The organism is Acinetobacter sp. RW6 (assembly GCF_041956835.1).
Classification (GTDB): Bacteria; Pseudomonadota; Gammaproteobacteria; order Pseudomonadales; family Moraxellaceae; genus Acinetobacter; species Acinetobacter calcoaceticus.
In genome coordinates, this window is the sequence record NZ_CP167121.1 from 1,982,767 (window position 1) to 2,006,566 (window position 23,800).

The following is a 23,800-nucleotide window of genomic DNA, read 5'->3' on the forward strand; positions in this document are numbered from 1 at the left end:
TATAATACAATTACACATTATATGTTTCATATTTATCCGTATTATCTTGATCAAAAGGTGATAAAACATCTACATTACTTGCTATTAGTGTTATATCCTCTGAATCTTCCCATACACCTTGCTGTATTTCTAGTTGTTTAAATCGACTATCATCCTGATTTTTTACCAACATGTAATTCAAAGAACCTGCTATTTTTTTTGCCCCTTTACGATATTTTAAATAATCCTGAAGCCATGCATTAATTTGGGTACCTTTATATTCTATACCAGAGTTTAGACAATGGATTATATCTTCTGCGTACTTTTCATCACTCCCATAATTAAGAAAACGAATAATATCTCCTTCCACTTTACCTAATTGACTTTGAGTAAGCTTATTACCACGTGGATGAATATGCTGAATCGTATTTTCCCATTCTTCTGTAGAAATACATGTTTTAAAAATATTGATTACTGCAGTCTTACGAGTTGGAAAGAATTCAATTTTCATATCTGAGAATTTAACATTCATATCAAAAATTGGAGCAGTTTTATCTGTCCAATGAGTTACTGCATATAATAATATTCCTTTAGTCTCTGGTGTAGCATACAACAACTCCTTCTTCCCAGAACTAGAATTAATATTTTGTGCAGTTTTATAACGTCCTTGGTCGATATCTAGTCTTCTAATCCAATCTCCATATGAAGCTGCAATTCTGTTTATATCACCAATTACTGGATGATTCTCGCCGATACAATAGGCCAGAACTTGTGCAGCCAACAAAAATGCCGTTTCATTTATATATAGAAGTGTCTTAAATCCTGCATGAGCAACTTGTGACTTAACAAAACCAAGATAACTCAATAAATGCTCCGTGCCCACAACAAATGATGCAACTCCTTTTGCTCCCACGCCCCAACACAAATGAGCTGCTACCAATATTTTAAAATTGCCTGAACCAGGGTCATAACCAATTTGAAATTGGCCTTGCGCACCTGCTCCCATACTAACTCCCCCCCCAGCTGCAGCTGAAGCGATTGCCACAAACTCGCCCTCACCACTACCATCACCTTTAGGCTTAAACCACTCTATAGCCCCTTTAAGTAAACCTTGTATTTGAGCTCCAGCAAATGCATTAATACCAATATTTCCCTGATTCTGTGCATTTTCCTGATTATCACCAATTATTTTCAAACTTCCTTGCGCAGGTTGAAACATAGGCTTTTTATTACGATCTACCATCTGACTCATTGATCTTTCTGTTGGTCTTACCGCAGCCTTTACGACCTGAGTTGTGCCTTGATAAGAAATATCAACGGATAGATTACCAGCGATCCCTAAATTTGCTCCTGAAAAACCAGATATCTCAGCCCCAATTAAAAAACGGATTGTTCCTAAATCATAGTTATCATATTCAAGTTTCCAGCCTGTTTCACAAGGATAAAATTTACGCCACTCTTTCACTCCTTCAAATAATGTCCATTTAGTCGACATATCTCCAGAAGCCTTAATACTTACACCTTTCGGCGCAGCACTTATTGAACCTTCACCACTTGCCCCTGCGACCATGCGCATCCATTGTGCTTCTTGGGTAACTGTAATATCTCTACTATTTTTGTATTCTTCTGCAATTTCCCCACCCAAACCTCCTATTAGGTTATAAACAGCTTTCTCATCACTTCCAACACTCCCTTTTGCTGTCAAAAGTTGCTGCGAAAGTTTTTCGAAACTACTACGGATTTGTGCAGGTTGTTGTACTGTATATTGATTCGCGGTTACATCTACACTTGTCTGAGGGTTCCTACGCTTTGCTTTTAACTCCTCATATTCAGTAACTTTTAAATAACGTCGTTTTAAATTATATTTAGATGCTTGTTCGTTTGTTTTACCCGTGCTCTCAACTACCCAGACTTCTCTTAAATCAGCTCTTTGCTTAAATTCACCATTAATCTTTTCAATGGCTTTTTCCTGATTTATATTTAAACGCTTTTCCAATTCTTTAATTTCTTCTAAATCACGACTTTGGATTGCTTGTGTTAGATCCTTATTAGATTTATGAACTTCCTTCACTGCATCAGATAATATCTTGGTTTTTTTATCAAATTCAGCATAGACTGCGGGCGGTAAAACAAGCACTTCATTCGTGCAAGGGTTAATCACAATAGGTGGTTTTTGTCTTGCACCCATATTTTCCTTATGATTAATATCAGGCTGAGTTACCGCTGTTGAAGTAGGAAAAATAATTTGATAAATAACTTGTTTATCTACACAAGTTATTGGCTCATACCATTCACTATTTTTTTTTGTGGTTCCTAAAGTATATGTAACTCTACTCTTCAAATACGTATAAGCTAATTGAGTATACCCTTTTCTATCAGGTGGGCCAGGCTTCAAATTAACTAAGGGTTTACTCTGATCTTGAGCAAAAATTTGATAATCTACAATTGGAATCCCATTTCCTGCACTATCAATAAATCTATATAAAGCATAGTTTTTAAACTTAAGATATTTTGTTTTTTTTACGACATGAGTATTCTTTTTTTTATATTCCTCATAAGACATATTAATTCTTTCATTTAATTCTTCTGCTAAATCCAAAGGAAAAGTTGGTTGTATTTTTGACAAGTTAAAAAAGTTTTTTTGTTTAACTGATTTAGCATTTTTTCTTAGCTCTTCCAAATCTTTATTTGCTTTTCTCTGCTTGAGTTCATACTGAGCTTTTGTTAAGAAAAAAGCATTTTGATTAAGGCTTATGGCATTTACTTCAACTATATTGCTTCCTTCAGCCAAAATAGGCTTTATAGTCTTCTTAGGGCTGAAAATAGTTTCATGCCCCTCAACAAAAATATGCAATTTTCCATTTTGATTTAATGAAATTGGTTTTGTTTGTCCTTTTGGGTTTGTAGCACCCTTATAAGTCTCTTTCGTCCCATCTTCACAGAAAAAGATTATGCTGTATTTTACATTTGGTAATTCTTTATTTCTTTGATTATAGAAAACTATTGTATATTCAAAAGTAGTATAAGGATTCATTATATCTCTAACCTTTTGCCGCTAGTTTATATTTAGAAGCATTTTCATCACTAATATGAATGGAAATTTGTTCTGAGCCATCAGTTTCAAATCTTTGAGTTAAACCTTGGGCATTAGTTCGCCCCTTTTGCCGGCTACCATCCATTCTAAAAGCAATATACTCTACATTTTTCGCTGGCTTTCCATCTAAATCAGTAATTTCAAAAGTCAAATAATAAGGTTTATTTTCCTGCTTTTTAGGAGGAGTAACTTGTTCTCCCCCCATAAACAAATGCTGACCAGCTTTCACCTCAAACTTACCGCCAGTAACAGGGAAAATGCCTGAACCATTCAACTTAACTTGAGATCCATTTGCGGTCAGATTAATTTCAGTTGGACTAGTAATAAAAACCGTGTCTTCGGTTGAAGTAATCTGCACACCTTTTCGAGCAATCACATCTAAGGCATCACCTTGTGCCTGAATTTCAACTTTACCTTTACCAGCAAAAAGCCGAGCACCTTCTTGGGCGGCAAATAGACTTATTTTTTGACTCGCATGACCCACTATATTTTTTTGTGTACTGAGATTAATACTGTCACCAGCACTTTGAGTGAACTGACCATTTGCACTGAGATAGATATCTTCATTAGTGCTTATACCGATACTTTTTGGAGATGCCAACAGCATCACTGCCGATTGAAACTCAGCAGCCTTTTTAGGGTCTTCTTGTTTAAGAACCTCTAAGAAAGTCTGAATATTCTCAAGCATATCTAACGGGTCAGTTTGCTGATTTTTAGCCACTTCACTGAGTGCTTTGGCATTGTTAAGGCTGCCTTCGATTTGTTGCTTAGCTTCATTTGCGTCTAGATGTACGCCTTGAGCTTGATCCTGTTTGTGAGTACTAATGAGTAAGCCACTTCCCGCCCTGACTGCACCCCACTGATCAGTTCTGAGTTCGAAACCTTCACCACGACCTTCACTCTCCGCCTTATCTTTTGGATGGCTTAAGTTACCCAAGTTTAGCTGGCTTGCCGCATGGCTACTTTGTAGCTGAGCACTGATCTGGCCTGTAGTGTCATCAAAGCGTAGCTGGTTAAATCCTTTACCATCGACTTCTTCAGAACGGATACCACTGAGTTTCTTGGTCTCGGGTAGCTGACCTTTCTGATCGAATTTCGTTGGATGCCGTTCGGCTTCGTGAATACGGCCCACCACAAATGGACGGTCAATATTGCCGTCAAAGAAGTCGATCACCACGATCTCACCCACACGTGGTAAGAAGCGTGCACCGTAACCCTCACCTGCCCACGGAGTGAGCACATCAACCCAAGCCGAGTCGGTGTCATTATTGTTGCTTCCTGCTCCGCCATCATGGTTATGGTCGTCACCACGGGTAAATAAGAAACGGACTTTAATGCGCCCCCACTGGTCGACATGAATGCTTTCGCCTTCCAAGCCTACCACTCTAGCGCGCTGTGGGTAAGCTGCTGGTCGGTGCTCTAACGGATGATACTCAGGAACAGTTTTAATATTTCTACGCGACAAGATAAGTTCATTACCCTGACGTTCGGTCTGGTCGTTTAGCCCTGATTGATAGTTTTGCCACTGGCTTTGACTAAAAAGTTGATTGACTTGCTGCTGCAAATCTTTTGGTAAGTTATTTTGCTGGTAGAAACTTTTCCCAATAATCAAAAACTCTTTATCTGGCCCACTATGGGTATCTATTTCTGGATGTTCATTCAATTCAAACCAATAGCCAACTTGCGTATCACGTACCGTAGTTTGTGCACGGAAATATTTCGATTGAGACGCATAATAATCAGATAGATTTTGATTGAGTTTTTCTAGCTGCTGGTGACCCGATGCGGTGGCTTGGTCTTCCTCATTTAAGTCTTGCATCCAAGCAGGACTGACATGCCATGCATGTTCTAGACTTAAACTCGCATTATCCTGATTAGCACTATGACTATGCTTTGACTGAACACTGCCCATGCCTTCTTCTTGACTTAAAGCATCAGCCTGCCAGCGTTGCACATGCACAGCTGTAGATTGCAAGTTTCGGGTTGCCACAAGGCTCATCATACTGTCTTGCTGTTCAGCTGCGCTACTGCGGTGATAACGGATATTTCTTCGATTTAATGCTAGATATGATTCATTATTATCAATTAAACGTAATTTTTGCGGTTGAATCTCATCTGCGCTATTAGTGACAAACAACTGAGCTTCATCAATTAACCAGTTAATGCCTTCACTACGCCAAAGTCGAATTAAAAAGTCATAATCCGTTTCATTACTTTGCATGACAAAAGGTCGTACATCGTAGTCTTGTGTCAGACCTTTTAAGTCCAAAGTTAAGCTAGACGCAAACAATCGGCTTTTATTCTGCCATTCTGTAAATAGAATTTCAGTGATATCCCGTACACTTTTACTCATAAACACGCGGCTATTTCGCCGTTTATGCCATAGCACGGTCGGGTCTTGTAGTTTCAATTTATACAATGTTAATGAACCATCACTCTGCCCCTGACTGGCTTCTGTAATAATTCCTGTAGTTCTAAATAGCTGCCCCTGATCAGTTACTTGATCGACTGCAATCTGACAACCAATAAATTGTTTTAATGAAATATGGGCATTGGTAGAAAGACAAAATAAATCAGTAGTCAGTCCTTCATTTAGCTGATGCTGCCCTTCAATACTTTGTAAAAAGACTTGAGTATTCAACGATGGATTAGAAAACTGAACGTGAAGCACGCGTTTTTGCGAGCTGATACCCAAATCTTCTAGAATTCTATGTATATGAGATAACATCTTTTTATGAAAATTTTGTCAGGATTGGCATTATTTTATAAAATACAGAAACATCTGTCTATTTTGTAAAGAAAAACTTAACCATATGAATACACGAATGAATGAGAATGCTATTCGTGATAAATATAAAAAAGTGAATTAACAACTTACGCTATTAGTTCACTTTTAAAAGTTGTTAATATTTTAGTATTCTAAGAAATTCATTTTTAATTTAAATTTATTAATAGTATCCACAAATTTTTGACTTACTACATAGATATAAGGTTTATCCGTATCTCTAGCAATAAAAAAGTCATCTGTTACAAGATCTTTTTTTATGAAGTCATCTTCATCTAATAAATTGTTTTTTCTCTTAATATACATAGCATAAATATCTACCTCTTCATTCTTCATATAGCACTTATAGAAATCACTCTCATCTTCAAGAATTTCTTTCATTTCATTAAAAAATCTTTTTGAAAATAGTAAAATTCCAGAAGATGAATAATAAAAATCAGTTTCTAATATCTCATTTAATTGATCAGAAAAAATATTATCATAATCTAAATTTATTCTAGGATTTTTTAAAAAATTATCACTTAAATCAAATTTAAAATAATCAACGATAATTTCTTGCTTTCCTTTCAAATCAAAAGAAAAATCTCTATCAATATACTCAGATGGATAAATTGTATAAAAGCTCACAAAACCTACAAGTTAGTTAAAAAAGTTATGAATATTTCAACTATATATTAAAATACACCTAAGAATTATTTAAGTTCTAAAAGCATTAGCCAGACTAATACTTTTAAAACTTTATCTATTAATTACTTAAAAATTCAATTTTGATTTTTTCAAAATTTTCAACGGGAATGACTACTTTAAAACTTCCTATAACTTTAAAAAAAATTTTAAATTTACTTTCTCTCAAACCATATCCACTGCTATTACCTTCTCTCACGTCATACATAAAATCACCAAAATCTGTAGAAGGAATATAAACTCCATTTTTTACATTTAGTGTGTCTTTTATATTTTCAATAGATAAAAAGCATATACCATCACTTTTACTCGAAAAACTACTAAAAAAGTTTTGAAAAGGAAAAGTGATACGAATAATTTTATCAAGATAATCATGAGCTATAGTCAACGTAATTTCATCTTGATCACAACTCAAATCCAATAACTTTGAATCATCACTATTTTCAATTATTTCTAATAAATTCATGTATTTAAATAATAATCTATATAACCTATTTCTAATTAACTTACACTCCTGTCATTTATTGTTGGTAAAAAAGAGTAACCTTTTGCATATATTTCAAAGCAGTGATCATATGTCCATAAAAGATAGAGATTCAAGCCATTCTGGTCATAATTTGTATAGTCTAAATTTGAATTGGATTTATGAGAATAAATATGCTCAAAATCATCATATTGAAACATTTTAAAATTATTAACATTTGTAAAAACAACTGATAACAACTCAGACGTTTTAAAACTTTTACCCTTTTCATCTTTCTTAATTTGACTAAATGTTAAATCAACTTCCAAATTATTGCCTTGTGGGTTAAATTTAAACCCATTTAACCAAAAATCAGTGCGAGATGAAAGAATCCCAAACTTTGTGTGAATTGGTAAAAAATTTAATTGTGACATATAGTTTTTCCTGCATCATTTGTAGAGAATCGACGTAAAGTGGCTTCTTGCTGTATTTCTTCAGGAGTAGCCCATCGTGTATTTACGCCAGTTTTTGACTGTTTTGCAGCGGCTAACCGTCTATTGTCGAGTGAATATACCATATTGCTTTTGGCACCTTGTTCCAATAACTTTGCTTGGACATTCTGTGGAAGATCTTTAAACCTCACCAATCTAATCGGTTCGACTTTGGCAGCATAAGAGGGATCTGCTGCCAATCTATGGGCCAGACCATTCACATTACCTCCATCTCCAAAACATGGGCTATAGCCATTTTGGCTATATCGAATTGTCTTAGGTGATTTTATTCGTTCTAATCCCAAAGGATCAACCCAAACGACGGGATTCGGTGCATAAGCATAAATATTAGATCCACCCAACAAACCAATCGGGTCTTTACTAATAAACCGCCCTACATACGGCGAATAATAACGATAACGGTTGTAATGAAGCCCTGTTTCACCATCAAAATACTGACCTTGGAAACGGATGTTATTGCTAATAATTTCTGAATTTTCAAAGAAATCCGACTTAGCTTGTTCTACCTTACACTCACCCCAAGCTTTATATTGAGCTTTCCAGACGATGGCACCTGTTTGGTTACTCATTTCTTGTGGTGTGCCTAAATGATCGCAGTGATAGAACCATACATCATCAAAACCTTGGCTTTGTTTTACTGTATTCCACAATGGGTCTTTATAAATGCTATACGATTTTTCCGTCCAATCTTGCGTGTGATGTAGCTCAATTGAGTGACGATAAGCCGCTTGCAACAAAGGCACAAAACTATCTTTTTCGTAGAAATAGTGTTTAGTTATATCAGCGCTAGATTCATAAGCTAAAGTATCACCATCCCAACCATAAATAATGTTCTGCTCTTGACATGTATGGTGGTGCTTACTTCTTTTTTGAATACGTCGGCCCAAAGCATCGTAACGATAATCCGCCGTGTATTGATTGTTTCGACTACGAACAAGACGTCCCAACACATCCCACTCAAGATTTAAATCACCTTGTGATGACTTTTGTCGAATCAGTTGTCCAAAAGCATCATATTGATATTGTTGGTCAAGATATTCCTGCACGACATTATTAACTAAGCGGTTATAGCCAAGACCTTTTTCAGTGGCAGTATGCTGTGAGGATTGCTCTTTGGTAGTGTTATATCGATCTAAAATATTACTTGCTGGGTCAAAATTAAAAGTCTCTTTCCCAAGTTTACTAGTTGCCTCTAATAAACGCCCAACAGGATCATATTTATAGTGAATGGCCCCACGACGAGTATCCTTAATGAGCGTTAACTCACCTGTTTTATCGTAGTGATATAAGCGTTCAATCAATTGATTGGTATGCTGGATGGCATTATTTTGAGTTTGGGCCTGGTAACCTTTGTCATGCCCATTCAACATTAATTGCTGAGTTAAACGTCCGACTTCATCATAACGTTGTTGCTGGCTAAGACCATTTGCATAGTGTCGTAATGTCTCTCTATGTAAATCATCTCGCTCAAAACTAACAATATCTTCACCATTTAAAGCCATGCCATAGACATGCCCACTTCCATAAGTCAGCCAATCTATTTTCTGTCCATCTGGTCTGATGGTTGTGGTTCGATTATTTAATTCATCATAGACGTGTTTCCACACAGCAGTTTTTTGTGTCACGACATCTTGATGATGCTCTTTAATTAAATTACCTGCGGCATCGTAAAACCACTGCAGGTTAGTTTCGGCATTTTTGGCCTGAACTAGATTACCTAAGCCATCATAAGAAAATTCTTCTGTTTGCTTTTCTTCAAGCTCTTGCCCTTGATAGCCATATCCTGCTGTGCGTTGTTCTAAACGGCCCATGCTGTCAAAAATAAATTGCTGAACACGGTCTTTAGGTGCAGCACGGTCTTTGAAATCTTGACCATAGGCAGAAGCGACCTCAATACTCGTAGTCAGACGCCCATTATATTCATCGTACGCATAGACAGTTTCTTTGCCATCAAAATCAATTTCTTTTACTAATCGACCCGTAGCATCATAGACAAACTCATAACTTGCGCCATTTTCATTAATTAAACGTTTTAAGCGACTTAAACGGTCCCATTGATATTTTAAAGTTTGATTTAATGGGTCAATACGCTTAGTAATTAAACCAGCTGCATCATATTCATAACGTGTCTGCTGTCCTTTAGAGTCAACATGAACTAATAAACGACTTTCTTCGTCATGAATAAAATGTTCTTCAGTACCATCAGCATGCTTAATTTTTTCGAGCTGTCCAAAAGCATTTAGTGGTAAGCCTTTTTTTAGAGGCTGTCTTGGTTCAGCAGTTAATTCCGTATAGAAATATTCAACTTTTTGCTTTAAGGCATTTTCAATAAATTTGACGCGCCCGCGATCATCGTAGTGCCAGTGCGTTTCTTTACCAGAACAATCCGTATAAGTAACCAAGTTGCCTTGATCATCATATTTGAGTGTCTTCTTACCGCCTTTAGCATCTTGAATGGAAGTCACCAATCCCATTGCATTGTAGGCATAGGCTGTTTCACGCTTCAGTGGATCAATTTCTTTAATTATATTTCCTGAAGCATCATATTCTTTAAACCAACGCCCCTGTTCAGCGTCAACAAAACCAGTCAGATTATCTTTTTCGTCGTATTCATAATAGAAGGTTGAGCCATCGGCCTGAACCATACTTAAGACATTACCGCGTTCGTCGTAGGTATACGATGTTTCTGTTCCATCTGTAGCAATATGCGATGTTATATTTTTTGCTTGGTCTCTAAAGAACCATTCTTGTAAATTATCTGGATAAATAATTCGATAGGTATAACCCGTAATACCATAATAGTATTCAGTCACGTTACCATCGATATCCATGACTGAAGTTACTCGAACGTTTTCATCCCAGTCTAATTTAGTAGCGGAACTATAGTCATCGGCCCATTCTTCAATGGCTTTTGAGCTAGGTAAAACACCATCCCACTTTAAGTTCATTCCTCTTTGAGTAAGATCAGTATAACGAGTCAATAAGTGAGTTTGATATTGATATTCATAAGAGGCAGCAAACTCATTGGTTGCCTTAATTAAATCGCCTTGTTCGTTATATTGATATGCTGATAGTTGTCTAATCAGTTGACCATCTTCAACCAACCAAGCTGCAACAACTTTCTGAACATCGTTAATTTGTAATGCTACATGCGCCAATATTTGTTGTTGTTGTTTAAATATAATGTCGGATAAATAGCTATCACCATTTTCTAATTCATAGTCATAACGTAGTCCGATACTAAATCCATTTTGACGTTCTATGGAGACTAAACGAAACTCATTTTTATATTTTTGATAGAAGCGAGTTTCTGAAACACCATATGAAATTGCTCTAATTTCAGGTGAGACAACTGTATAAGTAAAAGTTTCTACTTCATCATAGTAACTCTGCCCAACTTTTAGCTCTAGTAAGCGAACAGGACGGCCATCGCTGCCAATATACTCCCAACCTTCTTGCTCAATCGGTTCTTTAGGTTCATTTATGTTGTAACTAGAACAACGAGCAATCTTGGTTGTAAAAGGTGTAATCCACCGCGCTCCGAAAATCGATTGATCATACTGATATAAGTTCGATACGTACGTTCTCGAAAATTGCTCTATTAGTAACGGGTGAATTTGTGCATCGGTATGGTTTAAAAACTCAGTACCCATGGCAAAGGTAATTGATCGTTTAGTCGCACCACCTTTACAGTTTTTACATGCATTCGCATTATGAGTCGCGTCGTGTTCAGTATTCGCCTTTTCTAATTTATTATTTTTCTTGTCATGTTTGACTTGTGTGGTTTGAGTTGGCTTAACTTGAGCTGGTTTCTTTTTCCTAAATTTAGAAGCACTCATTCTTAATACATCAAATAGCCACCCAATTGTTTGCGGCTGCGCTGCATTTCCCAAGCCTTTAATTTTAGTATTGGCAGTGATACCAATTTTATTAATCGTTGCGCCTACATTTAATATCGGCTGCTTTAAATGTGCTGGAACTAAAGAAGTAACAACTTTAGCATTGGAGTTTGCTCCTGTTTTAATAAGAGCCTTCCCCCAGTTTTCGGTCATGTAAACTAAATTTTTTCCAGCTCGCGTTAAGTCACCACTTTTTATTCCTTTAATAACACCGGCAGCTTGCTGTTGAGCGCGGTTTGTATTTGAGCCTGCATTTGTAAATACTTGGCCTTTTGTTACAACTCGAACAATTCCGCCATTAATTTGTGCCGTTGCATTTTGGACTGTTCCACCACAAGTGGCTAAAATTGAATTTAGTTTATTTAACCCAGTTTTGCAGAATTTTTCTATATCCCCTGCAACCTGATCGTTTAAATGGTTAGAGATCACCACAATAACTGCTTCTCCTAAAGCAGCTTTACCCACACGTTTAACTTCTTGGCGGACTAGAAACAGGGCTGGACGAGCAGACATACGAATTGCTGTTGTTCCTGGTACAGGTGCAATCCCAATAAGGTCAATACCCATTGTGGACCAATCCATAATATCGGCATTTTGAAAACCTTTATCATAGATATAGCAAATATCGGAAACCACATCGATGGCAGCCATTACATTTCCAATAATTGGAATGGTCCCCATTACACTTGCGACTAAGTCTAATGTCACAATTTGATGAGTATGACTTTTTAACCAATTATCTATTTTTTGTTTTGAATGGCTAACATCTTTAATAGCAACTTCTGATAACGGTTTAACAACTTCTGTTTTTCCAGACATTTTATTTCTCTACGAATTCTTTTTAAAAGGGCTTTGCAAATACTGAGGAAGAGCGTTAGTAACCAAACTACCGCTATCAACAGAACTTAATTTGCTGAAGTCATTTATTTTTTGAATTGATGCAAGATCAATGTTGTTTCCTAATTTTTGGCTTACTTCTGAAATGGGTAAAAGGCTTTTCACTTGATCAGTCACTAATCCCTGTACCTGAGTTTTTAACATTGGCATTAAAGCCTTTGCCCTTTCAGATTTTATGCTTTGTGCAGTTTGAATATTTTTCATAATATTCGCAGGATTGGTTAATTGTTTAGATAATTCACCAAGTTTGGACTGGGCTGTTTTACTCATTTGCGCAATTAATGAATCTGATTGCTCATTATCCGCATCATTCTTATTTGGCCACTCAACTGGGCGTTTAAAATCACTTGCTGTATCCCAAGGATCACGGTGGTCTGGCTCAAAGAAGACTTTCACTGCACCTGTCGCTAAGCCAGAAACTCTTGCGAATCCTTTATCATCCAACTTGCCAGTGACTTCTTTTCCTAAGTTGTCGACAACTGTATAACTTCCACCTTTAACAAACTCACCATGTGAATAGTCATGTAAAAGCTCGAGCACACCCTGCCCACGTTTAGGCGGAGGCGGTAGTGACGAACTGAAATTCGCACTTCCGCCCCCCATAAACAAATGCTGTCCAGCTTTCACCTCAAACTTACCGCCAGTGACAGGGAAAATTCCCGAGCCATTAATCTTGAGTTGAGATCCACCCGCCGTGATAACGATTTCTTTAGAAGCACTAATTTCAATTTTGTCTTCTGTTGAAATAATCTGAACAGCTTTACGGGCAATTAAATCTGCTCCATCGCCTTGTGCTTGTATCTCAACTTTACCTTTGCCTGCATACAGTCTTGCCCCTTCTTGCGCTGCAAAAAGACTGATTTTATTTTGGGCATGCGCAATCAGGTTCTTTTGGGTAGACAGGTTAATACTGTCTCCAGCAGTTTGGCTTAACTGAGCATCTGCGCTTAAGTGAATGTCTTCATTACTGGCTAGAACAATACTGTTAGGTGCAGTTAATATCATCAAGGCTTGCTTAAAAGCAGCAGCTTTGTCTTGATCTTTTTCTTCAATTTGCTCTATGAAGGTTTTTAAGTTCTCAAGAACTTCTAATGGATCAGTTTGTTGATTTTTGGCAACTTCACTGAGTGCCTTGGCATTGTTGAGGCCGCCTTCAATTTGTTGTTTGGCCTCGTTTGCATCAAGGTGTACGCCTTGAGCTTGGTCTTGTTTGTGGGTGCTGATGAGTAAACCACTTCCAGCTCTTACCGCACCCCACTGGTCAGTTCTCAGCTCAAAGCCTTCTCCACGACCGTCACTTTCGGCTTTATCTTTTGGATGACTTAAGTTACCGAGGTTAAGCTGACTAGCTGCATGGCTGCTTTGTAGCTGGGCACTGATTTGTCCTGTAGTGTCATCAAAACGTAGCTGGTTAAAGCCTTTACCATCGACTTCTTCTGAGCGGATGCCGCTCAGTTTTTTAGTGTCAGGTAACTGGCCTTTTTGGTCGAATTGGGTTGGGTGACGTTCAGCTTCGTGAATACGCCCCACCACAAAAGGTCGGTCAATGTTGCCGTCAAAAAAGTCGATCACCACGATCTCGCCCACACGTGGCAAGAAACGGGCACCATAACCCGCACCTGCCCACGGGGTGAGTACATCTACCCAAGCCGAATCGGTGTCATTATTGTTACTTCCGGCACCACCGTCATGGTTATGGTCATCAGTTCGGGTAAACAGGAAACGAACCTTAATGCGTCCCCACTGGTCGACATGAATGCTTTCGCCTTCCAGTCCCACCACTCTAGCGCGCTGTGGGTAAGCTGCTGGTCGGTGCTCTAGCGGGCTATATTCAGGCACAGCTTTAATGTTGCGTCGAACGACATTCAGCTCAGCATAGTGGCGCTGCTCAGGGTTTTGCGTGTCGAGTTGGGCTGCCTTGAGCTTGTCTTTTGGTAATAGGTGCTCGAGTTGCTGTTGTAATTCTTTCGGTAAATTATTCTGGTTATAGTAGTGCTTGCTTAAGATTAAAAACTCTTTGTCAGCACTGTCATGGCGGTCGAGTTCTGGGTGATCATTCAGTTCAAACCAGTAACCGACCTGAGCATCACGGACGTTACCTGAAACGGTAAACTGTTTAGAGCTCAGGTGATGGTAAGCATTAATGTGCTGGTTAAGCTGTTCAATCTGGCTATTGCCTGAAGCTGTAGCTTGGTCTTCACCTTTTAGGTCTTGCATCCAAGCTGGGCTGACGTGCCATGCATCTTCAAGGTTCAGGCTGGCATTGTCATAGTGTTCGCTGTGCTTTTGTGTGCCTTGTACGCTGCCACTGCCTTCTTCTTGTTGGAGGGCATCAGCTTGCCAACGCTGCACATGTACCGAGGTTGGCTGCAGGCGACGCTCTGCCTTAACTTGGGTAATGGTGTCGAACTGTTCTGTAGCACTGCTGCGTTGGTAGCGTAGGCTACGACGTTCAAGGGCTTGGTAGTGCTGGTTATCGTCAATTAAGCGCAAGACTTGTGGCTGAATGGACGCATTTGGATCAGCAATAAAAAGTTGTGATTCATCAACCAGCCAGTTAATGCCTTCGCTACGCCACAAACGGGTTAAAAAGTCATAATCGCTTTCGTTTGACTGCATCACAAATGGACGCACGTCGTAGTCTTTCGTTAACCCTGCAGTGTCGAGCGTTAAACTTGAGGCAAATAACGGGCTTTTACCTTGCCATTCTTTAAACAGAATTTCGCTAATATCCCGCACGCTTTTGTTCATAAACACGCGGCTATTACGGCGTTTATGCCAGAGTGCAGTTGGGTCTTTTAAGGTGAGGTTATAAATGGTGAGTGAGCCGTCACTTTGGCCTTGCCTTGCTTCGGTAATAATGCCTGCGGTTCTAAAGAACTGGCCCATGTCAGTGACCTGATCAATAGCAACCTGACAGCCGATAAATTGTTTTAATGCAATATGAGCGTTCGTCGACAGACACAGTAACTCAGCAACGCTACCTTGGTTGAGCGTATGTTCGCCTTCAATACGTTGTAAGAAGACTTGATTGTTTAATGATGGGTTGGAAAATTGCACATGAAGTACACGATTCTGTGCAACCAAACCTAAACTATCTAAAATTTGAAATATTTTATTGGACATCATTATTATAAAACTGAGTCATAATCAGCGCTATTTTATAAAAAACAGACAGAATTGTCTATTTATATAAAATAACTTATCGTCCATAACTTACATACTTTTTAGTTTATCTAAAAGAAAGACGGGCCACCAAAAAGTCTATAAATGCTCGAGTTTTGGCCGGTAAATTAGCAGTATTAGGGTACAGTAATTGAATATTTTGTAGCGGTAATGAGAAATCAGGAAATAACCGAATTAAGCGGTTTTGTTGAATATCTTCATCAACTAACCATGCAGGACAAATCGCAATACCTAATGATGAAAGAGCCATTTGATGAATTGCTGTTACCGAATTTGACTCATACTGACTTCGAATAAAAGGTAATGAATATTGCTCCCCTAAACTATTTTGCAAAATATATTGCGAATCTTGCCAATTTAATAAGGTGTGACCAATCCAAGGAACATCCGCTAAATCAGATATATTTTCTACAGGATGGTTTTGTATAAATTGCGGAGTAGCAACAATGTAAATTGGATATTCTCCGATTTTTCGAGTTTTTAGAGATGAGTTTTTTAAATTTCCTAGCCTAATAACCAGATCTAATTTTTCAGTCACTAAATCATCGAGAGATGAATTAAACGAATACTGTAAGCGTAAATGAGGATAGAGCTGACAGAACTCAGGAAATAAAGGCAGAATAAAACGTTGACCAAATTCATTGGTTGATGAAAAACGTAAAATGCCTGTAATGCTTGTGCCTAAATGTTGGCTTCGCTCAAAAGCCTCATCAATCTGAAGCTGGATTTGTTTAAAATCTTGATAAAAATGCTGACCTATTTCAGTTAATGCAATATTACGGGTGTTTCGAATTAAGAGGCTTGTATTTAACTGCTTTTCTAATTGTTTTATATCAATACTCACCATTGATCGGCTCAGTCCCAAAATTTCGGCAGCCTTAGTAAAAGATCCGGAATCGACAACTTGTAAAAAACTAGTAATTTGCTTGAGATTTTTTTGCACAATTCAGCCGATTGTTTGAAATTATTGAACAATGATTTTACTTCGCTTGCATCGACAATAAAAGAGCCGAATCTTACCCTGCCTGCACGGAGGTAGGTATGTCTTATCGATATAAAATAGCAACGGTGTTTTTACTTGGGTTCTTTATTGATTGCATTAACATTTTTATGTCAGCAATTGCATTACCTAATATTGCATCATCATTTTCAGTTAGCCAATCCATAGTCGCATGGGTAACAAATGCGTATATTCTCGGCCTCATTTTAATCATGCCCATGAGTTTATGGTTAGCCACCAAACTTGGGAACCAAAAGTTATTGTGTTATTCGATGCTGTTATTTTCTATAAGCATTTGCTTTATTGGCTTTAGTGAATCGATTTATAGCTTAATTTTTTGGCGTTTTATTCAAGGTATCGCTGGAGGTTTATTAATTCCCGTAGGCCAAGCACTCGTATATGCTTTATTTCCCAATCAAGAGCGCCAACGCATTTCTACAATGATTATGGCAATTGCACTCATTGCACCTGCATTTTCACCCGCCCTTGGCGGTGTGATTATTGATTCATTGAGTTGGCGTTGGGTATTTTTTTCCAATCTTCCATTTTCTTTACTTGCCTCATTTCTAGCGTGGCTATGGGTTAAAAAAACAGAGAGTGTATTGAGTGAAAGACCTGACATAAAAGGCTTGGTTATTTTTAATATAAGCCTGTTATGTTTATTACTCTCCTTTTCATTCTATAGTGATTACCATAACGTCACATTAGCTATAAGTAGTTTTCTAATTTCGGTGGGAATGCTTATTTTTTACATTCAACATTCGAAAAAAATCGATCATCCTATTCTCAATCTCCAGTTATTAAAAAATAAAAATTTACGCAATGCATTTATTATTTATTACGCTGTTCCCGGTATTTTTACAGGCGTTAATTTACTCAATATTTTTAATTTACAGGTTAACCTTGGCTTTAATGCAAAACAAACTGGCTCATTCATGTTGCTCTATGCAGTAGGTGCACTGGTGGCAATGATCAGCGGTGGCTTGCTCTATCAAAAAATAGGAAAGAAATATTTACTTATTATTGGCATTATCCTTCATAGCCTTGGTATCTTTTTCTTATTTTTTATTTCAAACACTAGCCCCATCAGCTTTTTAGTATTCGCCTATTTAGTGATGGGTATGGGAGGCGGCTTAAGCGCCAATACTGCCCAAATTAGTTCGTTAATTGATTTTACTGAGCAAGATTTATTACAAGGCAGTGTACTCTGGAACATCAATCGACAAGTTTCATTTAGTGTCGGCACAGTTGTTCTGATTTCAATATATAACCTTATGTCTGGCTCAACTGATCTCATTCGTTATCAACATACATTTCTTGTTGCAGCAGTCCTCTGCTTACTCTCACTCATTCCCATTTTAAAGGAAAAAACACATGTCTAACCAAATAGATCAGGCCATTCAAAGCGTGATTGACCTACACGTTTTGATCGAAAATTTATTTACAGGCCAAAATGCAGAACAGAGTCTTAACCCGCTTTTAGATAGTTTCGATCAAAATTTTAAGATGGTTACGGTTCAAGGTCAGAGCATTGATTTAGCCGAAGTGAATAGTTTATTTAGTCAAAATATTGGAAAAAAGCCTTCTTTAAAAATCGACATTATTAAGAGTACAGCTTTATACGAATTTGAGAATTATTGTTGGGTGCAATATCAGGAACATCAACAAACCAATGAAACCGAGACAGTACGTACTTCCACAGCCTGCATTAAAGTAGAAGGCGAAAAATGTTATTGGGTTTATTTACATGAAACTTTAGTTCCCTCACCTTCTTAACTCATCTAGAGCACCTTAAAGATGGCACTTATTTTGCTTAATAATATTACGTTTTATGAAAATCGTAATACTGATCAAAATGGGGAGCTCTCAATATGGGTTATGTTGCAAAGGAATTTACGCGAAAGAACAAGCTGATTCTCAGTATTTGTTCTTTCGTTATTCCAATATGTCTTTGGTGCGCAATCAGTTACTTACCTTTTGTTTGGCATCCTCAAGTACAAATCACGAGTTCGGGAAGTGTTTCTTACTTACAAGTAGGAAGTCGTGTTGATAAAAATGTGTTCTATCTCGAAGCACAAAATGCAGTCAATCGAAATTCTGCACCACCACAAGGTATTTTAGTTAATCCGATTTATTTACCCGCTCCTCATGAAGTAGCTCAGGCTTTGGTCACCGCCTTTACCACACCACCCGAACAACCTGATTCACCGTGGTTTCATCAAAGTTTATGGCACAGTATTAAACTGGTGTTTTCCGCCTTTTTTATCTCTTCGCTTATTGGGATTCCACTGGGTATTTTGTGTGGTTTTTCTAAGCGCATTTCACTGTTAACAGAGCCGTTTGTCGAGTTTTTCCGTTACTTGCCTGCACCAGCTTTTGGCGCACTTGCAGTGGCAATTTTAGGAATTAATGATGCCCCTAAAATTGCAATTATTGTGATTGGTACGCTTTTTCAGCAAATTTTAATTATCGCCAATACCACCCGAATGGTAGATCGAAGCTTAATTGAAGCTGGCTATACCCTTGGCACTAATAAGCTCAAAAGTTTATTCCATGTAGTAATCCCTGCTGCCTTACCCGATATTTACCGTGACTTACGAGTGTTATTGGGCTGGGCATGGACCTATTTAATTGTTTCAGAATTGATTGGTACAACCTCTGGTATTACGTGGTTTATTACTCAACAGGCGCGCTATCAAAACTTTGACAATGTCTATGCGGCTATTTTGATTATTGGGGTGATTGGTCTGGTATGTGATTGGGCATTAATGAAGTTAGGTGAGCGGATGTTCACTTGGAAAGTAGGAGCAAAATAATGAATGATTCAACATTTAACGCGCATGAATACTTTCAAAAAATTTATGAACGCCCTGTTATTTTAGAAGCCAAACAGCTCAGTCAAGTATTTAAACATGGTCAAACAGAACGTACGGTTTTAAATAAACTCAATTTGAAAATTCATAAAAGAGAATTTATTTGTGTGATTGGTCCTTCTGGTTGTGGTAAATCGACGCTGAGCCGTGTCATTGCAGGTTTAGACCCATACCATAGCGGAGAAGTTTTAGTAGACGGCGAATGCATTACTGGCCCATGCCCTGAACGTGGCATGGTGTTTCAGGGCTATACTCTTTTTCCGTGGAAAACTGTAAAAGAAAACGTGATGTTTGGCCCGCAAATGCGTGGAGCCAGCCAAATGACAGCCGAGGCTCAAGCACGTGAATGGATTAATATTATTGGTTTAGAAAAATATGAAAATCAGTATCCATATCAACTTTCTGGTGGCATGAAACAGCGCGTTGCCATTGCGAGAGCCTTGGTCAATCAACCTAAAATTCTACTCATGGATGAACCTTTTGGTGCGCTCGACCCACACACTCGTCAAAAAATGCAAAAGCACTTAATGGATTTATGGCAGAACATTGATATCACCATTATTTTTGTGACCCATGACATGGATGAAGCCATTTTACTGGCAGACCGAATTGTGGCACTCAAAGCCAATCCCGGTGAAATTAAGGAAATTATTGAAGTTAATTTACCTCGTCCACGCTCACTGGACTTAATGAGTACACCTGAGTTTAAACAGCTCCGTTCACGGGTTGATTATTTAGTTCACGCTGACGAAGATGAACTTGACCCAGCTTTACAAGACTTACCAAAAATTCCGCGTATGACTCAGGTCAGTACAGAGAAATAAGTAAGACGTTAAAAAGCCCAAGCTGAACTTGGGCTTTTTTATTGATTAGGCTTATTTAAGTTGTTCTACGAGCGTTGGGTAAATCAGCCCATCTACATTTTGTTCGGTTTTATAAATACCGTTTTCAACGTTAAATTTATTGACGTGATAGGTAGAACCATAAATCGAGTCGAACCCTTCTGATTTAGCAAATACCTTTTTATTGGCATTGATATCTAATAGATGCGTTCCACTGACCATCAACTCATATTGTTTAGGGTCAACCCCTGAACGGTTTGCCATGATTTTAACTGCATCGGCATGGGTTGCAGGGTCATTAATATATTTAACGGTTTTGTCCCACACCTGAATGATTTTTTTCCATTCTTCTTGATGGGCAGTTAAATGGCTCATGTTGACGGTCAGAGTGTCATAAATTAAACCCGGCTTGTCTTTAGAGGTATAGATAATTTTAGAACCCGCTACGGCTTTTAATGCCTGCCCAGCAACAGGTTGCCAAACAGCAATCGCTGAAATATCTGGGCTATTGAACACTTGAGGTAATTGGTTAGTCGCTGAGTTTACTAGCTTCACCTCACTCGCTTTAATGTTATGGTCGGTTAAAGCTGTTGCTAGTAAAAGATGATCAACCAAGCCTTTTTCAACACCGATTGATTTTCCTTTTAGGTCTTGAATGGTGTTAATACCCTCTTTTGCAATGATGACATCATTGCCCGCAGAATAATCTGTTGCCATGATCATCATGCCTTGAGTACCACCCGAAGCTGTTACCAAGTTATCACCATTAGTGACCAACACAGCATCGAGCTGATTTGCTGAAAAGGCCGAAAGAGAAGCCGAATAATCAAACCATTTAAACTCAACATTTAACCCTGCTTCTTTTAACCAGCCCTTTTCAATAGCCACCTGCCAAGCCACCCAGCCTGGCCAATCACTATAGCCAATGGTAATTGATTTGGTATTTGTAGCTGCCTGAGAGTCTTGTTTGGCCTCGGGCACTTTAGCCGTATTGTCACACCCCCCCAATACAACTGCCGATAAAATAGATACGGATAAAAACGCTTTTTTAATCATATAGAAACTTCCCCAACATTTTTACTAACAACACTTTGAGCGATTTGATTGAGTGACTGCATATAGGCTCGCCAGCCTCCAAAATGGCTAATATCGATTGCATCATGAATTGCATAAGCTTCGCAGATAAAGCCTTTGACCCATGTTCCATCTTTTAATTTAAGGTTCCCAATACCAAGCGGTGCAGGAACTTCGGCCACAATGGTTCCAAAATTTGCTAAAGGAACATCCCACACTTCAACTTCAATTGATGTCCCTGCTACATCGCACTGCAGGCCTGGCTTTGGTGGTGTGGTGTTTTTTAAAGCAAAGAGTTTATAAGCATCTGCGGTCTGGGTTTTCTTAAGCAAAGTGGCATTACGGCTAGTGAGCTGAAAATTAAGAGGCATACCTGTTAAGTGTGCTCCCACAACAGCAAGCTGCACTGAATGACTCGACTGGATCTCTAGACTTTTTTGATAATGTTGAGTTGATTTACCTAAACTCAGCGATGTTTCGGTTTGCCAGAGCTGCGCAAAATTGGCGAGTGCCTGATCGTGCCAAGCTGGTGCAATAAAGGTTACTCCACTTGGTAAACCATCCTCACGCAGTACATTTGGTAAGGCCAGTGCAGAAAGATCTGCAAAATTTACAAAGTTGGTATAGGCCCCCATGTGCGCGTTTTTAGTCAACGGGTCGGCTTCAACTTCGGCAATGGTATAAATGGTTGGCGCTGTTGGTACCATCAAGGCATCAAAAGGTTGTAAGGCTAAATTAATTTTTCGAGCAAGCACCGCACGGTTATATTCGGCTTGAAGTGCATCTGTTGCCTTGAATTTATCTGCCTGCGCAATAATCTGGGCGATGACCGGATGAGCTTTTTCACGTGTTGTCATGCGTTCAACGGCGACCGTTCTTTCCGCTACCCATGCATCATTATAAAGTGCAGCGGCAAGCTCATTAAAAGAGCTGAAATCAATATTCTCAACTTCATAACCCAGCTTTTTTACGCGCTCGACTGCAACTAAAAAGGCTTTTTCAGATTCAAGATCACCATAAAATTCAAGCTGAGCAGGAATGGCAATTTTTCGTTTAGAAAACTGAGTTGGTACATTGGCTGGATGCGCTCGTGAATATTCATCTGCCTCATCATATCCCTGCATTAAGTTGGCGACTGTCCAAGCGTCATCAATATGCAGTGCAAAAATGGAAATGACATCAATGGTCCGACATGCAGGAATTAAACCTGTGGTAGAGAACCAGCCCTTTGTCGGTTTGAGACCTACAATATTGTTATGACCCGCAGGTACACGCCCTGACCCCGCCGTATCAGTCCCCAAACTAAAAGGCACAATGCCGTTAGCAACCACCACCGACGAACCAGAGCTTGAACCACCACTAATATATTCAGGATTAAAACTATTTTTTACTGCGCCATATGGAGAACGAACCCCAACCAGTCCAGTTGCAAACTGATCGAGGTTGGTTTTACCGACCACAACCGCCCCTGCTTTTTTCAGCTTGGCAACTACGGCAGCATCTTTTGTCGCTAGATATTGAACTTCTTTACAAGCAGCAGTCGTGTGAAAGCCAGCGACATCAATGTTGTCTTTAACTGCAAATGGCACGCCGTATAGAGGTAGGTCAACAATGTTCTGATCTTTTAAAACATCAATTTGCGATTGAATCTGCTCAACGGAGGCAATTTCAATCCATGCATGATCATCATTTTTAATTTCTGCAACATAGCCAACCAAATCTTTAAGATGGATTTGCCCGTTTTGATATGCGGTTTTCCAGTCTTGAATTGTCCATAAATTTTTCAACACGCTACTCCTCATTTAGTCATTTTGCTGTATAGGCGGCATCACGGCATCCATCAGTTCTAAATGCCCTTTGATTACCCCTTTAAGCACAATAAATTGCTGGCTAATTTGTCTGAGTTCAGAACTCGCGCCCTGCATTAACATGACTTGCAATATCTTTTGTTGGTCAAGCTGAATATGAAGCGAACTAATCACTTGTGCTAAAAACTGTTGTTGTAAATCAACCAATTGATTACGCAGGGTCATTTGGCTAGCGTCGTAAAGCAGCGTCAACGTGCCTACCATGACTTCATTGGCCTGCGCCTGCTCTGCAATTAGGTGTTTATTAATCATGTCAACAATGGCTTGCGAGCGACTTTCATAGTTCTGCTCGACAATTTTTTGGTCGAGTGCATTGAGTGTCGTTTCAGGCACGGTAATACTGATTCGAGCTAACTTTTGTTTTGCCACAGTCTTATCCTTTTGTTTTAGTCGGATAATTGTTTTGTTTGATATATACGCCTGCACGTACGCTGAGCAATTCAACTAAAAAGGCTTTTAAAGTTTGCTTTGGTTGAGCCACGGGTTTTACATCGTTCATATCGCACCTCCAGCTTGGTATTACCAAATTCAGTTTTTGTATTACTGATAAGAGATGCAGAAAATGTGCCAGTTTTTAAGCGCGGTTTGATAGTTTTGGCGGGTATTTATGAGTGATTTTTGGGCAAAAAAAGCCCCATGCACAG

At 38.6% G+C, this 23,800-nt stretch carries 15 protein-coding genes and 1 pseudogene; 4 read left to right on the plus strand and 12 right to left on the minus strand.

Going from position 1 to position 23,800, the window contains the following annotated elements:
• Positions 1 to 10: 10 nt before the first annotated feature.
• The 8 genes and pseudogenes from ACB088_RS09385 to ACB088_RS09420 all read right to left on the minus strand — a co-directional run bounded on the left by ACB088_RS09385 (position 11) and on the right by ACB088_RS09420 (position 16,442).
• Positions 11 to 3,013: a hypothetical protein gene (locus ACB088_RS09385; protein WP_375036769.1), complete on the minus strand. Its 3,003-nt coding sequence runs from the start codon at positions 3,011 to 3,013 to the stop codon at positions 11 to 13.
• Between the two features lie 7 nt (positions 3,014 to 3,020).
• Positions 3,021 to 5,801 carry a DUF2345 domain-containing protein gene (locus tag ACB088_RS09390; protein WP_375036770.1) on the minus strand — a complete coding sequence of 927 codons (2,781 nt, stop codon included), beginning with the start codon at positions 5,799 to 5,801 and terminating at the stop codon, positions 3,021 to 3,023.
• Positions 5,802 to 6,146: 345 nt separating this feature from the next.
• Positions 6,147 to 6,485: pseudogene (locus tag ACB088_RS09395) on the minus strand (hypothetical protein); the annotation flags it as partial.
• A 118-nt stretch (positions 6,486 to 6,603) separates the two neighbouring features.
• Complete coding sequence (locus tag ACB088_RS09400; RefSeq protein WP_375036771.1) at positions 6,604 to 7,008, minus strand: hypothetical protein; 405 nt, start codon at positions 7,006 to 7,008, stop codon at positions 6,604 to 6,606.
• A gap of 35 nt (positions 7,009 to 7,043) precedes the next feature.
• Positions 7,044 to 7,439 carry a hypothetical protein gene (locus ACB088_RS09405; protein WP_199990829.1) on the minus strand — a complete coding sequence of 132 codons (396 nt, stop codon included), beginning with the start codon at positions 7,437 to 7,439 and terminating at the stop codon, positions 7,044 to 7,046.
• Positions 7,427 to 12,235 (minus strand): RHS repeat-associated core domain-containing protein, encoded by a 4,809-nt coding sequence (locus ACB088_RS09410; RefSeq protein ID WP_375036772.1) that lies wholly within the window; start codon positions 12,233 to 12,235, stop codon positions 7,427 to 7,429. The genes ACB088_RS09405 and ACB088_RS09410 overlap by 13 nt, the downstream gene beginning before the upstream one ends.
• Before the next feature lie 9 nt (positions 12,236 to 12,244).
• Positions 12,245 to 15,442, minus strand: coding sequence for a type VI secretion system Vgr family protein (locus ACB088_RS09415; RefSeq protein WP_375036773.1), 3,198 nt, complete (start codon positions 15,440 to 15,442; stop codon positions 12,245 to 12,247).
• Positions 15,443 to 15,545: 103 nt separating this feature from the next.
• Positions 15,546 to 16,442, minus strand: a complete 897-nt coding sequence (locus ACB088_RS09420; RefSeq protein ID WP_375036774.1) for a LysR family transcriptional regulator — start codon at positions 16,440 to 16,442, stop codon at positions 15,546 to 15,548.
• Positions 16,443 to 16,540: 98 nt separating this feature from the next.
• Here ACB088_RS09420 and ACB088_RS09425 point away from each other — a divergent pair, with 98 nt between their 5' ends.
• From ACB088_RS09425 to ACB088_RS09440, 4 genes are all read left to right on the plus strand, one after another.
• Entirely contained in the window at positions 16,541 to 17,881 is a 1,341-nt protein-coding gene (locus tag ACB088_RS09425) for an MFS transporter (RefSeq protein WP_375036775.1), read from the plus strand.
• On the plus strand, positions 17,874 to 18,275 hold the full coding sequence (locus ACB088_RS09430; RefSeq protein ID WP_375036776.1) for a hypothetical protein: 402 nt from the start codon (positions 17,874 to 17,876) through the stop codon (positions 18,273 to 18,275). Before ACB088_RS09425 ends, ACB088_RS09430 begins: the two co-directional genes overlap by 8 nt.
• Positions 18,276 to 18,370: 95 nt before the next feature.
• Positions 18,371 to 19,315 carry an ABC transporter permease gene (locus ACB088_RS09435; RefSeq protein WP_092705412.1) on the plus strand — a complete coding sequence of 315 codons (945 nt, stop codon included), beginning with the start codon at positions 18,371 to 18,373 and terminating at the stop codon, positions 19,313 to 19,315.
• Positions 19,315 to 20,196, plus strand: coding sequence for an ABC transporter ATP-binding protein (locus ACB088_RS09440; protein ID WP_375036777.1), 882 nt, complete (start codon positions 19,315 to 19,317; stop codon positions 20,194 to 20,196). Before ACB088_RS09435 ends, ACB088_RS09440 begins: the two co-directional genes overlap by 1 nt.
• 51 nt (positions 20,197 to 20,247) lie before the next feature.
• On the opposite strand, the gene ACB088_RS09445 is transcribed toward ACB088_RS09440, so the two are convergent.
• The 4 genes from ACB088_RS09445 to ACB088_RS09460 are packed head-to-tail and all read right to left on the minus strand — an operon-like array spanning position 20,248 to position 23,655.
• Complete coding sequence (locus ACB088_RS09445; protein WP_375036778.1) at positions 20,248 to 21,270, minus strand: ABC transporter substrate-binding protein; 1,023 nt, start codon at positions 21,268 to 21,270, stop codon at positions 20,248 to 20,250.
• A complete protein-coding gene (gene atzF, locus ACB088_RS09450) occupies positions 21,267 to 23,078 on the minus strand; it encodes an allophanate hydrolase (RefSeq protein WP_375036779.1) in 1,812 nt (603 codons plus the stop codon). The genes ACB088_RS09445 and atzF overlap by 4 nt, the downstream gene beginning before the upstream one ends.
• A gap of 12 nt (positions 23,079 to 23,090) precedes the next feature.
• Complete coding sequence (locus tag ACB088_RS09455) at positions 23,091 to 23,525, minus strand: CopG family ribbon-helix-helix protein (RefSeq protein ID WP_001118705.1); 435 nt, start codon at positions 23,523 to 23,525, stop codon at positions 23,091 to 23,093.
• Between the two features lie 4 nt (positions 23,526 to 23,529).
• Positions 23,530 to 23,655, minus strand: a complete 126-nt coding sequence (locus ACB088_RS09460; RefSeq protein ID WP_017390353.1) for a hypothetical protein — start codon at positions 23,653 to 23,655, stop codon at positions 23,530 to 23,532.
• Positions 23,656 to 23,800: the final 145 nt, after the last annotated feature.

What these genes read in the sequence shown, in the direction of transcription:
- ACB088_RS09385 (WP_375036769.1), bottom strand. Translation starts at nt 3,013, where the DNA reads ATGAATCCTTATACTACTTTTGAATATACAATAGTTTTCTATAATCAA.
- ACB088_RS09405 (WP_199990829.1), bottom strand. Translation starts at nt 7,439, where the DNA reads ATGTCACAATTAAATTTTTTACCAATTCACACAAAGTTTGGGATTCTT.
- ACB088_RS09440 (WP_375036777.1), top strand. Translation starts at nt 19,315, where the DNA reads ATGAATGATTCAACATTTAACGCGCATGAATACTTTCAAAAAATTTAT.
- ACB088_RS09445 (WP_375036778.1), bottom strand. Translation starts at nt 21,270, where the DNA reads ATGATTAAAAAAGCGTTTTTATCCGTATCTATTTTATCGGCAGTTGTA.
- ACB088_RS09400 (WP_375036771.1), bottom strand. Translation starts at nt 7,008, where the DNA reads ATGAATTTATTAGAAATAATTGAAAATAGTGATGATTCAAAGTTATTG.
- ACB088_RS09410 (WP_375036772.1), bottom strand. Translation starts at nt 12,235, where the DNA reads ATGTCTGGAAAAACAGAAGTTGTTAAACCGTTATCAGAAGTTGCTATT.
- ACB088_RS09430 (WP_375036776.1), top strand. Translation starts at nt 17,874, where the DNA reads ATGTCTAACCAAATAGATCAGGCCATTCAAAGCGTGATTGACCTACAC.
- ACB088_RS09390 (WP_375036770.1), bottom strand. Translation starts at nt 5,801, where the DNA reads ATGTTATCTCATATACATAGAATTCTAGAAGATTTGGGTATCAGCTCG.
- ACB088_RS09415 (WP_375036773.1), bottom strand. Translation starts at nt 15,442, where the DNA reads ATGATGTCCAATAAAATATTTCAAATTTTAGATAGTTTAGGTTTGGTT.
- ACB088_RS09460 (WP_017390353.1), bottom strand. Translation starts at nt 23,655, where the DNA reads ATGAACGATGTAAAACCCGTGGCTCAACCAAAGCAAACTTTAAAAGCC.
- ACB088_RS09425 (WP_375036775.1), top strand. Translation starts at nt 16,541, where the DNA reads ATGTCTTATCGATATAAAATAGCAACGGTGTTTTTACTTGGGTTCTTT.
- ACB088_RS09435 (WP_092705412.1), top strand. Translation starts at nt 18,371, where the DNA reads ATGGGTTATGTTGCAAAGGAATTTACGCGAAAGAACAAGCTGATTCTC.